Origin of the sequence: Nonomuraea sp. NPDC049684, assembly GCF_044465345.1 — a bacterium.
In the GTDB taxonomy this organism is placed as follows: domain Bacteria; phylum Actinomycetota; class Actinomycetes; order Streptosporangiales; family Streptosporangiaceae; genus Nonomuraea.
This window is the reverse complement of the sequence record NZ_JBITLO010000004.1, coordinates 625693-636836: the sequence shown is the minus strand read 5'-3', so window position 1 is coordinate 636836 and position 11144 is coordinate 625693. Positions and strand designations below refer to the sequence as shown.

The 11144-nt window shown below is 73.0% G+C and carries 10 protein-coding genes; 5 read left to right on the top strand and 5 right to left on the bottom strand.

Translation table 11 applies throughout. The features are described 5' to 3' along the window. Nucleotides 1-132 precede the first annotated feature (132 nt). The 3 genes from ACIBST_RS16995 to ACIBST_RS16985 all read right to left on the bottom strand — a co-directional run bounded on the left by ACIBST_RS16995 (nucleotide 133) and on the right by ACIBST_RS16985 (nucleotide 3348). Entirely contained in the window at nucleotides 133-801 is a 669-nt protein-coding gene (locus ACIBST_RS16995) for a rhomboid family intramembrane serine protease (RefSeq protein ID WP_397172572.1), read from the bottom strand. A gap of 70 nt (nucleotides 802-871) precedes the next feature. Continuing rightward, nucleotides 872-2059 carry an MFS transporter gene (locus ACIBST_RS16990; RefSeq protein ID WP_397172571.1) on the bottom strand — a complete coding sequence of 396 codons (1188 nt, stop codon included), beginning with the start codon at nucleotides 2057-2059 and terminating at the stop codon, nucleotides 872-874. 779 nt (nucleotides 2060-2838) lie between these two features. After that, the gene (locus ACIBST_RS16985; protein ID WP_397172569.1) at nucleotides 2839-3348 is read right to left on the bottom strand and encodes a TetR/AcrR family transcriptional regulator; all 510 of its coding nucleotides are present in this window, start codon (nucleotides 3346-3348) and stop codon (nucleotides 2839-2841) included. 53 nt (nucleotides 3349-3401) lie between these two features. On the opposite strand from ACIBST_RS16985, the gene ACIBST_RS16980 reads away from it, so the two are divergent. Further along, nucleotides 3402-4565 carry a cysteine desulfurase family protein gene (locus ACIBST_RS16980; RefSeq protein ID WP_397172568.1) on the top strand — a complete coding sequence of 388 codons (1164 nt, stop codon included), beginning with the start codon at nucleotides 3402-3404 and terminating at the stop codon, nucleotides 4563-4565. Here the strand turns inward: ACIBST_RS16980 and ACIBST_RS16975 are convergent. Further along, a complete protein-coding gene (locus ACIBST_RS16975) occupies nucleotides 4558-5610 on the bottom strand; it encodes a DUF695 domain-containing protein (RefSeq protein ID WP_397172567.1) in 1053 nt (350 codons plus the stop codon). The two genes, ACIBST_RS16980 and ACIBST_RS16975, sit on opposite strands and share 8 nt — an antisense overlap. Nucleotides 5611-5677: 67 nt before the next feature. On the opposite strand from ACIBST_RS16975, the gene mnmA reads away from it, so the two are divergent. Continuing rightward, nucleotides 5678-6739 carry a tRNA 2-thiouridine(34) synthase MnmA gene (gene mnmA, locus ACIBST_RS16970; protein ID WP_397172565.1) on the top strand — a complete coding sequence of 354 codons (1062 nt, stop codon included), beginning with the start codon at nucleotides 5678-5680 and terminating at the stop codon, nucleotides 6737-6739. On the opposite strand, the gene ACIBST_RS16965 is transcribed toward mnmA, so the two are convergent. Further along, nucleotides 6736-7368, bottom strand: coding sequence for an MBL fold metallo-hydrolase (locus ACIBST_RS16965; protein ID WP_397172564.1), 633 nt, complete (start codon nucleotides 7366-7368; stop codon nucleotides 6736-6738). The two genes, mnmA and ACIBST_RS16965, sit on opposite strands and share 4 nt — an antisense overlap. A 24-nt stretch (nucleotides 7369-7392) precedes the next feature. Between ACIBST_RS16965 and ACIBST_RS16960 the strand changes: the two genes are divergently transcribed. From ACIBST_RS16960 to ligA, 3 genes are all read left to right on the top strand, one after another. Then, entirely contained in the window at nucleotides 7393-8385 is a 993-nt protein-coding gene (locus ACIBST_RS16960) for a methionine synthase (RefSeq protein WP_397172562.1), read from the top strand. A gap of 14 nt (nucleotides 8386-8399) precedes the next feature. Beyond that, nucleotides 8400-8819 carry a hypothetical protein gene (locus ACIBST_RS16955; RefSeq protein ID WP_397172560.1) on the top strand — a complete coding sequence of 140 codons (420 nt, stop codon included), beginning with the start codon at nucleotides 8400-8402 and terminating at the stop codon, nucleotides 8817-8819. Between the two features lie 73 nt (nucleotides 8820-8892). Beyond that, nucleotides 8893-11085: an NAD-dependent DNA ligase LigA gene (ligA, locus tag ACIBST_RS16950; protein ID WP_397172558.1), complete on the top strand. Its 2193-nt coding sequence runs from the start codon at nucleotides 8893-8895 to the stop codon at nucleotides 11083-11085. Nucleotides 11086-11144: the final 59 nt, after the last annotated feature.

Sequence of the window (11144 nt, the reverse complement as noted above, 5' to 3'; positions counted from 1 at the left end):
CTCGGCCCCCTACGACTGGTTCGCCGACGACTGCCCCCCCCCCCCCCCCCCCGGCCCCCCCCCCCCCCCCCCCCCCCCCCCCCCCCCCCCCCCCCCCCCCCCCCCCCCCCCCCCCCCCCCCCCCCCCCCGTCTCAGGCCGACGCGGCGGGCGCGGTCCGGGCGCCGGCCGCCTTCAGCGCGCATCCCGCGAGGACGCCCGCCAGCAGGGCGAAGCCGTGCAGGTCCAGCAGCGCGCACAGGACGACGGCGGCCACCGCGGCGACCGCGGGGAACAGCGGGGCGGGGATCCGGTCGCGGTGCGCCACGAGCTGGAAGCCGCCCCCGGCCAGGACGACCATCAGCACGACGCCGGCCGTGCCGGACGCCGACAAGGCCCAGGCCCCCGAGAGGACCGCGTAGAACGTGCCCAGCGAGCGTTCCAGGGGGTCGGAGGCAGCCACGGCGAGGCCGCCGGCCAGGCCGCAGAGGGCGACCGAGTTGCCCGCGCCGGGGTCGTTCATGAGGTAGCCGGCGGCCTCGCCCGCGACCGCGCCCGCGGCGTACAGCAGGAGCCAGCGCCCGGGGCCGAGCGCGCGCTCGGCGAGGTAGCCGAGCACCGCGAGGAACGCCAGGTTGAACAGGGTGCCGAACACGCCGCCGTCCTGGACGACGAGCGCCGTCCCCAGCCGCCACCATTCGCCGCCGGAGATCGCGGCCGGATCGCGCATCCACGCGGCCTCCAGCCCCGGGACGGCGAACTGCAGCAGGCTCGGAACCGCCGTGCCGACGAGGACGACCGCGGTGACATATGGCTTGAACACCGCCTAAGCCTCGCACTTCCTCCATGAATCGGACATGGACGGATGTACGAGGCTTGGCATGACAAATGTCCTACGCGGCGACCTTCACCGGCTCCCGCACGGCGACGGCTCCGAACACCGGCGCCTCCCGCCGGGGCAGGAACCGCGACGCCACGGCGATCAGCACGCCCAGGAGGACCGCGATGCCGAGCGCGCCGCGCAGCGAGGTGGCGTCCGACAGGAAGCCGATCACCACCGGGCCGAGCAGCAGGCCCGCGTAGCCCATGGCGCCCGCCTGGGCGATGGCCGGTCCGGGGGCGTCGGTCGCGGTGCCCGCCAGGGACAGCGTCAGCGGCGCGATCGTCGCCACGCCGAGCCCGACGAAGAACATCGCCAGCACCGCCACCAGGGCCGCCGGAGCCATCAGCACGACCGTGAAGAACCCGGCCGTGGCCACGCCGGACACGCCGAGCATGCCGCGCACCCCGAACCGGGAGCGCAGCCGGTCGCCGGTGAGCCTGGCCAGCAGCATGCCGGCCTCGAACACCGGGTAGCCGAGCGCGGCCAGCGCCTCGGGCGCCCCGAGCTCGTTGCGCATGTACAGGCCGTTCCAGTCGGCGACCACGCCCTCGACCATGAAGGCGAAGAACATGATCGCGCCGAGCAGGTAGACGATCGCCGGCATCTTGTGCCGGGCCGTGCGCGCCGCCTCCGCCACCGGGGCCTCGGGCAGGTACGTACGGCCGATCAGCAGCGCGACCGGCAGCGAGACCAGGGCGACCAGCGCCAGGTTGGCGGTGAACGACAGGCCGGCGGCGATCGACAGGCTGCCCAGGGCGCCCGCCGAGATGGCGCCCACGCACCAGCCGGCGTGCATGCCGTTCATCAGCGGGCGGCCGTACGCCTGCTCGACGGTGGAGCCCTGGGCGTTCATGGCGACGTCCACGGTGCCGAAGGCCATGCCGAAGAACGTGGCGGCCACGACCAGGAGGGGCAGGTTCGGGGCGAAGGCGACGGCCAGCAGGCCGACCGCGGTGAGTGGGGCGCCGATCCGCAGAACCGCCCTGCTGCCCGCGCGGGCCATGATCCGTCGCATGGACTGCATGGTCACGAGGGCCCCGAGGCCCCATGCGAGGAGCACCGCGCCGACCGTGGACTCGGACAGGCCGAGCTTGTCGGTCAGGGCGGGGATGCGCACGGTCATCGTGCCCACCATCAGGCCGCCGAGGACGAAGGTGAGGATCGCCCCGTAGCGGGCCGTCCTCAGGTCGCGGGTCATAAGGCACACCTCTCAGAAACTCGTTATTTCGCCACAAATCAGGCGCTCCCGTTGCGGGAGCGCCCAGAAAAATCCGGGGGGATGAACACTCGAAGGGACAAAAAACCCAACCAACCCCACGCCGCTGGCACGGCCCCAAGCGAGACCTGCACCTGGGCCAACCCGGCGGTCAGCTCCGGCTGGGGCGGGGGCAGAGCGGCTCGGCTGTTGACGGGCGGGCGGGTGTGGGCGTCGGCGGCCGACCGGCCTCGGGTCCTTGGGGGTCGAGACGGTTCGAGGGCCTTGGGTGGGTCGAGGCGCGGGTGGGCGCCGGGCGGTTGGTGTCGGTGAGCGGGGGCCGGGCGGCGCTCGTCGGGGTCAGCTCGTGCTGCTGGGTGAGCGGCCCGGGCGCTCGATCGTGGCCCGCGTCATGGCCGGGCGGTCCGCCCTGCCGGGCTGACGGCCAGGCCGGTCGGTTCCCGCTCGGCCCGCGCCCTCCGGCCTACCGTCTGCCTGACGGGGGCCTGCGCGTCCGGCCTGCCCAGCCCGTACGGACCGGTCCGACGGGGACGGCGGGCGCCGCCGAGGCGCTCGGTCTGGACGGGAGGCGGGCGGGACAGGGGTCGTGGGAGCACGGGATCGTCATCGCGACACCACCCCCCCATCCGTTCCGGTCCGTCACAGGCAACCGCGGAGACCCGCGGAAAGCTCCGTGATCGAAGCTCCGACACCTGAACCACGAGTGACCCTGGCACATTCCCGGGACCGCAGTGACTCCCGACACACCGGAGCCAGACGGTTCAGCCGGGTTTGAGCAGCGCTCTCAGCCGGGCTTCGAGGGCACGCAGGTCCGCCTCGGAGTTGAGCTGCGGGTCATGGCTGGCCACGTCCCACAACCCTTCGCACGCCAGCCGCACGATCTGCGAGGCCAGCGGGTCGGGCTCGTCGTCCAACGCCTCCCGGTGCCATCGCGACATCGCCTCACGCAGCGGCGCGAGCAGGAAGAGGTTGCCCGACGCGCCCGTCACGACCGCCCATCGTCGCAGCCGCCCCGAGCGCACGGCGATCAGCGTGGCGCCGAGGTAGCGCTCGGTGTACGTGCCGTCCGGCTGCGCGGTCATCAGGTCGTCGAACTCTTCGATCAGCCGTTCGACCATGCCCTTGATCAGGGCCTCTTTGGTGCCGAAGTGGTAAAGAAGGCCGCCCTTGCTCACCCCGGCCCGGTCGGCGACGGCGGAGAGCGTCAGCGCGGCCGACCCCTGATCGCACAGGAGGTCTTCCGCCGCGTCCAACAGCTCGTCCCTTCGCATGCGTCAACTGTACCGTCCGGACGGTACAGTGGCAAACGAGATACCCTGATCTGGTGACACGACCGTCGGCCTATCTTGATCATGCGGCGACCACGCCCATGCTGCCCGAAGCGATCGAGGCCATGACGGAGCAACTCAAACGCGTCGGCAACGCCTCATCGCTGCACGCCGCGGGCCGTCAGGTGCGCAGGGTCGTCGAGGAGTCCCGCGAGAGCATCGCCGACGCCCTGGGGGCCCGGCCGAGCGAGGTCGTGTTCACCTCGGGCGGCACCGAGGCCGACAACCTCGCCATCAAGGGCCTCTACTGGGCGCGCAGGCCCCGGCGGCGCATCCTGCTCAGCTCCGTCGAGCACCACGCCGCGCTCGACCCGGCCGCGTGGCTGGCCGAGAGCCAGGGCGCCGAGGTCGAGCTGCTCGACGTCGACGAACACGGCCGGGTCCATCCCGACACGCTGCGCGCCGCCATCGAGCGCGACCCCGACGACGTCGCCATGATCAGCGTCATGTGGGCCAACAACGAGGTGGGCACGGTCCAGCCGGTCCACGTGCTGGCGGCCGTCGCCCACGACCACGGCGTCCCGTTCCACACCGACGCGGTGCAGGCGATCGGGCAGCTCCCGGTGTCGTTCGCCGACTCCGGCGCCGACGCCCTCACGCTGACCGGCCACAAGGTCGGCGGCCCGATGGGCGTGGGCGCGCTGCTGCTGACCAGAGGGCTGACCCCGGTGTCGGTGCAGCACGGCGGAGGTCAGGAGCGCGACGTGCGCTCCGGCACGCTCGACGCGCCCGCCATCGCGGGCCTGGCCGCCGCCGTGCGGACCGCCGTGAAGGAGCAGGAGGCCCTGGGCCGCCGCCTGACGGCGCTGCGCGACGAGCTCATCCGGCGCGTCCGCCAGGCCGTCCCCGACGTCGTGCTCAACGGCGACCCGACCGGCCGGCTGCCCGGCAACGCCCACTTCTCCTTCCCCGGCTGCGAGGGCGACGCGCTGCTCATGCTGCTCGACGCCAAGGGCGTGGAGTGCTCGACCGGCTCGGCCTGCTCGGCGGGCGTGGCGCAGCCCTCGCACGTGCTGCTCGCGATGGGCGCCGACGCGGCGGCCGCGCGCGGCTCGCTCAGGTTCACCCTGGGCCACACCTCGACCGCCGCCGACGTCGACCGCCTGATCGAGGTGCTGCCCGCGGCCGTCGAGCGGGCCCGCAGGGCCGGGCTCAGCTGAGGAAGGGGGAGACCGCGGCCCAGGCGGGGTCGTGGCCCACGTCGACCCGCGGCTCTCCCTCCGCCCAGCCCGCGACCAGCTCCTCGACGCGGATCGCCGCGTCGGAGGCCGGGTCGGCGTAGACGTGGACGACCCGGTGGCCGGCGGCGCTCAGGTGCGCGGCCAGCAGGGCGTCGTCGCGCAGGTTGAGCAGGCGGGCGGCCAGGCGCTCCTCGAAGTCGCGCAACGCCTTCAGCGAATCGCCGGCGGGCAGGCCGTCGTCGTCGCGGTGGGCGTACGGAAGCGTGATCTCGATGTGCTGGTCGAGCAGCGGGTGGTCGACGGGCCGCAGCGGGAAGCGCGCGGTGGCCGCCAGCGCCGCGCCCTCGCCGGTACGCCCTTCGAGCTGCAGCCACTCCTCGCCCTCGTAGCCCGAGGCCAGGTCGGCGACCACGGCGGGCAGGTGGACGGCGGCGACCGCGTCGATCGGCTGGAACGTGGCGGCCGTGATCTCGCCCACCCACCTGGCGACGTCGTCCTCGCCCAGCAGCCGGTCGAGGGCGAGCAGCGTCGCCTCCAGCCGGGCCTCCTCGTCGAGCTCGCTGAAGATCGGATGGTGGGCGGCCACGTCGACGCGCGGCTGGTCGCGCGGCACGCGCAGCCCGAAGACCAGCTTGTCGAGGGCGAACTCGAACCCGCCCACGTCGAGCGTCAGCTCCAGCGCCTGCGGGTTGGCCTGCCGGGACGGATGGAACTCCCACAGCAGGTCGGCCGGCGGCGCGGCCCTGGCCCAGCGGTGGGCCAGCGAGCGCAGCTCGGCGTCGCCGGCCGCGGTCACCACCAGGGCGTGCGCGGCGTTCCTGCCGGGCGCCACCTCCCAGACCAGGCCGGGGTCGATCGCGGCCACCGCGGGGGCGACCAGCTCCTCGACGCCGTCGGCCGTGCCCGCGGCCACCAGCGAGTCGAGCCGTGGCCTGGCCTCCTGCCACCACGCCCAGAACGCGGCCACGCCGTCGCCGGGCCGGCCGGCCTCTTCCTCTTCGTCCTTGCGCCCGAACAGTCGCATGCGCTGAATCCTCCCAGACGGAGCCGATGGCCGCGCACTCCCCGCCGGACAGTACGCTGGAACGGTCATGGGACTGCGTGTGCTTGCCGCCATGTCGGGCGGCGTCGATTCCGCCGTGGCCGCCGCCCGGATCGCCGAGGCCGGTCACGACGTCACTGGTGTGCATCTGGCCCTGTCGGCCAACCCTCAATCCCACCGCACGGGCGCGCGGGGCTGCTGCACGGTCGAGGACTCCCGCGACGCGCGGCGGGCCGCCGACGTGATCGGCATCCCGTTCTACATCTGGGACATGGCCGAGCGGTTCCAGCGCGACGTGGTGGAGGACTTCGTGGCCGAGTACGCCGCGGGCCGCACCCCCAACCCGTGCCTGCGGTGCAACGAGAAGATCAAGTTCGAGGCGGTGCTCGACCGGGCGCTGGCCCTCGGCTTCGACGCCGTCGCCACCGGCCACCACGCCAAGCTGTCCGACGGCGTGCTGTCCAGGAGCGTCGACCAGGGCAAGGACCAGTCGTACGTGCTGGGGGTGCTCACCCGTGAGCAGCTCAGCCACGCGATCTTCCCGCTCGGCGGCTCCACCAAGGCCGAGGTGCGCGAGGAGGCCGCCCGGCGCGGCCTGACCGTCGCCGACAAGCCCGACAGCCACGACATCTGCTTCATCGCCGACGGCGACACCCGCGGCTTCCTGGCCGGCCGGCTCGGCGCCGAGGAGGGCCCGATCGTCGACCAGGAGGGCGCGGTGGTGGGCACCCACCAGGGCGCCCACGGCTTCACCGTCGGCCAGCGCAAGGGCCTGCGCATCGACCGTCCGGCCGCCGACGGCAGGCCGCGCTACGTGTTGTCGATCGAGCCGGTCTCCAACACGGTCACGGTCGGCCCGCGCTCGGCGCTGGAGGTCACCTCGATCTCCTGCGTCCGCCCGGTCTGGAACGGCCCGTCCCGCCTCGACGACCTGACCGTGCAGCTCAGGGCCCACGGCGAGGTCTACGGCTGCCGCTTCGAGGAGGAGGCGGGCGGCGGGCTGCGCATCGACCTCGACCGCCCGGCCACCGGCGTCGCGGCGGGCCAGGCGGCCGTGCTCTACTCCGGCGACACGGTCATCGGCTCGGCCACCATCGTCTCGGCCGCCTAGGGGAGCGTCACCGACTCGCCGACCTTGAGCCGGCGCATGTCGGCGCCCTGCTTCTCCGACTCCAGCTCCAGATAGGTGTCCACCAGCGACAGGCCGATGTCGTTGAGCAGGCCGTCGTGCGTGGAGAACGCGCGGGCCGGGCGCATCGTGCGCAGGTACTCGACCATCTCGCTGAGCTTCATCCAGGGGGCGTTGGTCGGCGCGAGGAGGGTGGGCACCTCGACGCCGGGCAAGGTGAGCGCGTCGCCGGGGTAGAACACCTCGTCGTCGAGCATGAAACCGACATTCTGCACGATGGGCGCATCGGGGTGGTTCTTGCTGTGCCACTCGCCGAACGCCTTCACCCGGAAACCGGCCGCGTCGAAGGCGTCGCCGTGCCGGACCACCTGGACCTTGACCGGCACGTCGGTCAGCTGGGCCGCGACGCCCTCGCACGTCCAGACCTCGATCCCGGCGGGAGCGGCCTTCAGCTTCTCGATGTCGAAGTGGTCGAAGTGCTGATGGGTGATCAGGACCGCGTCGACCCCGTCGAGCACCGGCTCCTGCGAGAAGGTGCCCGGATCGATGACCAGGACCTTGCCGTTCTTCTCAAGGCGTACGCAGGCGTGCGTGAGTTTGGTGAGCTCCATTCGGCAGAGCCTACGCTTGTGCCCATGTCTACGTGGGAAGCCACCGGGGTCGGGTCACATCCGGGTGAGGATCATCTTGAGGCGATCCGTGTCGTGTTCGGCGAGGTGCCCGGCCTGCCGTATCTGCCAGAGCTGCCGGCCCGAGGGGTCGGCGCCGACATGATCGGCAGGACGGCCGGGCTGCTGATCGACCTGCCGGCCGAGGTGCAGCCGTCCGGGTGGCGGCTGGCCGACCGGCCGGGCCGCGACCACCGGCGGGCCGTCGATCACCTGCGCCGCGACCTCGACGGGCTGGAGGAGGTCGCCCACGACTACGCCGGGCCGCTCAAGCTGCAGGTGTGCGGGCCGTGGACGCTGGCCGCGGCCCTTGAGCTGAAGTTCGGCGACAAGATGCTCTCCGACGCGGGCGCCGTGCGCGACCTGGTCGCCTCGCTGGCCCAGGGGGTCGCCGATCACTGCGCCGAGGTGCGGCGGCGGCTGCCGGGGGTCACCGAGATCGTGCTGCAGCTCGACGAGCCGGGGCTGCCGGGCGTGCTGGCGGGCACGGTCCCGACCGCGTCCGGGTTCGGGCGGCTGGCGGCGGCCGAGGAGTGGCGCGTGGAGGAGTCGCTGCGGCTGTTCCCCGACGCGGTGGTCCACTGCTGCGCGCCCGGGGTGCCCTTCGCGCTGCTGCGGCGGGCCGGGGCGCGCGCGGTGTCGGTCGACGCGTCGCTGCTGCGCCGCAGGGACGACGAGCGGCTCGGCGAGCTCTTCGAGGCCGGGGCGGGCCTGCTGCTCGGCGTCGTGCCGGGCCGGGACGTCGCGCTGCCCGACACCGGGGTGGTCGCCAGGCCCGCGGTGGAGCTGTGGCGGCGGCTCGGGTTCGCCCCCGACGGGCTGGCCGCCAAGGTCACGCTGACGCCCGCCTGCGGCCTGGCCGGAGCCTCGCCCCGCTACGCGCGGGCGGCCCTGGCGGCGTGCAGAAAGGCCGCCCAGGTGCTCAAGGACGATCCGGCAAGCGGGATGCAAGGCGGCTGAGTAGCGTCCTTGCCATGATTGCTCGCGTTCTGGCCGTCGGTGCCGCCATGCTGATCGCGTCCGCCTCGATCGCCGTCCCCGCCGGGGCCTCGGCCAACCCCGAGATCTGGAGCTGGGGGTCCATCTACTCCGCCGACCGGGCCGGGAAGGCGAAGGGCAAGGTCCTGCTCGACCGGCCGGGGTTCGTGGTCAGCGGCAGGCTGTACGACTTCCCCGGCCGTACCGGGTGCTCGTGGCTGCAACTGCGCTGGGTCAAGGACGGCGGCGGCGACGGGCACAAGACGTACCGCAACTGCTCGGGCACCAAGCCGCTGGAGTTCTCGCTCAAGACCGGCTACATGCTCTCCATCGAGGGCAGGGTCTGCCGGGGCACGGCAAGGAAGATCACCGGTAACTGCTCGGTCTGGGAAGGCGTCTGGGCCCAGGGCGGATGACCGGGGGAGTCGTTCCTGTCGGAGCCCGGCGGTAGCGTTTCCTCAGCGTGTCCGACGTGGAAGGAGACCCAGCGTGAGCGAGCGTGACACCGAGGTCGGGGGCGTGCCCGTGGCCGCGCTCAAGCGGCATGCGGAGCTGAGCGAGCTGGTCGACGACGCGCGCTGGCGCTACTACGTGCTCGACCAGCCCACGGTCAGCGACGCGCAGTTCGACGAGTGGTTTCGCGAGCTGCTGACGCTGGAGCAGGCCCATCCCGAGCTGCAGACGCCCGACTCGCCCACCCAGAAGGTGGGCGCGCCGGTCTCGGGCGACTTCGCCAAGGTCAGCCACCTCAACCGCATGGAGAGCCTCGACAACGCCTTCAACCAGGCCGACATGGCCGCCTGGATGGCCCGCGTCGAGCGGCTGGCCGAACGCGACCCGGGTCCCTACCTGTGCGAGCTGAAGATCGACGGGCTGGCCATCGCGCTCGTCTACCGCGACGGCAAGCTGGAGCGCGGCGCGACCCGCGGCGACGGCCGGGTCGGCGACGACGTCACGGCCAACGTGCGCACGATCAAGGGGGTGCCCCACCGGCTCAAGGGCGAGGGCGTGCCGAGCCTGGTCGAGGTGCGCGGCGAGGTCTACATCCCGGTCGAGGGCTTCAAGCAGCTCAACGAGCAGCTCGTGGAGCAGGGCAAGCAGCCGTTCGCCAACCCGCGCAACTCGGCGGCGGGCACGCTGCGGCAGAAGGACGCGCGCGTCACCGCCCAGCGCCCGCTGCGCATGCTCGTCCACGGCATCGGCGTCTGGGAGGGCTCGGCCGTGCCGCGCGCCCAGTCGGAGGTCTACGAGCGGCTGCGGGAGTTCGGGCTGCCGGTCAGCGACCTGTTCAAGGTGGTGCCCGGCCTCACCGAGGTCGACGAGTTCATCGAGCACTACCGGGTGCACCGGCACGACCCGGCGTACGAGATCGACGGGGTCGTGGTCAAGGTCGACGACTTCCGCACGCAGCGGGAGCTCGGGTCAACCTCGCGGGCCCCGCGCTGGGCGATCGCCTACAAGTACCCGCCGGAGGAGGTCAACACCAAGCTGCTCGACATCCAGGTGGGGGTGGGCCGCACCGGCCGGGTCACGCCGTACGCGGTGATGGAGCCCATCGTGGTCGCGGGCTCGACCGTCGAGCGGGCCACCCTGCACAACGCGGCCACGGTGATCAAGAAGGGCGTGCTGGTCGGCGACACCGTGGTGCTGCGCAAGGCGGGCGACGTCATCCCCGAGATCGTCGGCCCGGTCACGGCGTTGCGCGACGGCTCCGAGCGGGAGTTCGTCATGCCGACCCACTGCCCGGAGTGCGGCACCGAGCTGGCCTACGAGAAGGAGGGCGACGCCGACCTGCGCTGCCCCAACGCCCGCAGCTGCCCCGCCCAGATCCGCGAGCGCCTCTACTTCGCGGCCGGCCGGCGCGCGCTCGACATCGACGGGCTGGGTTACGTGGCCGCGACCGCGCTCACCCAGCCGGTGCCGCCGCAGGAGCCCGTCCTGCGCACCGAGGCCGACCTGTTCGACCTGACGATCGAGCAGCTCATGCCCATCCGGTCGGTCGTCCGCGACCAGGACACCGGCCTGCCCAAGGTCGACCCCGAGACCGGCGAGCAGAAGGTCGTCTCCCTGTTCTCCAACCTCGACGGCGGGCCCAGCCAGGCCGCCCGCACGCTGGTCGACGAGCTCGCCCGCGCCAAGTCGGCGCCGCTCGCCCAGGTGCTGGTCGCGCTGTCGATCCGGCACGTCGGGCCGCCGACGGCGCGCGACCTCGCCGACTCCATGCGGTCGATCGACGCCATCATGAACGCCTCGGAGGAGGAGCTGGCCTCGGTCAAGGGCATCGGGCCGCGGGTGGCGGCGACGATCCGCGAGTGGTTCGAGGTCGACTGGCACCGGGAGATCGTCGAGCGGTGGCGGCGGGCCGGGGTGCGGATGGACGACGGCCCCGCCCCGGAGAAGACGGAGCCCCAGATCCTGGAGGGGCTGACGTTCGTGGTCACCGGGACGCTGGAGTCCTACACCCGCGACACCGCGTCCGAGGCGCTGACCAGCCGGGGCGGGAAGGTGGCCGGATCGGTGTCGAAGAAGACGTCGTTCCTGGTGGCGGGGGAGAACGCCGGGTCGAAGTATGACAAGGCGGTCAGTCTGAAGGTGCCGATCCTCGACGAGCAGGGGTTCGAGCTGCTGCTGAAGGAGGGCCCGGAGGCCGCGGCGCGCGTGGCGGTCGTCGAGGAGACATAGCCGGGCCCGGTCCGCCCTTGCGGCGGGGCTGGTGTTCGGTGGCCCCGCGGATGCGCACC

Bases quoted from the DNA above. Each gene is read 5' to 3' on its own strand.
- ACIBST_RS16990 (WP_397172571.1), bottom strand. From the start codon at position 2,059: ATGACCCGCGACCTGAGGACGGCCCGCTACGGGGCGATCCTCACCTTC.
- ACIBST_RS16985 (WP_397172569.1), bottom strand. From the start codon at position 3,348: ATGCGAAGGGACGAGCTGTTGGACGCGGCGGAAGACCTCCTGTGCGAT.
- ACIBST_RS16975 (WP_397172567.1), bottom strand. From the start codon at position 5,610: ATGCGACTGTTCGGGCGCAAGGACGAAGAGGAAGAGGCCGGCCGGCCC.
- mnmA (WP_397172565.1), top strand. From the start codon at position 5,678: ATGGGACTGCGTGTGCTTGCCGCCATGTCGGGCGGCGTCGATTCCGCC.
- ACIBST_RS16965 (WP_397172564.1), bottom strand. From the start codon at position 7,368: ATGGAGCTCACCAAACTCACGCACGCCTGCGTACGCCTTGAGAAGAAC.
- ACIBST_RS16960 (WP_397172562.1), top strand. From the start codon at position 7,393: ATGTCTACGTGGGAAGCCACCGGGGTCGGGTCACATCCGGGTGAGGAT.
- ACIBST_RS16955 (WP_397172560.1), top strand. From the start codon at position 8,400: ATGATTGCTCGCGTTCTGGCCGTCGGTGCCGCCATGCTGATCGCGTCC.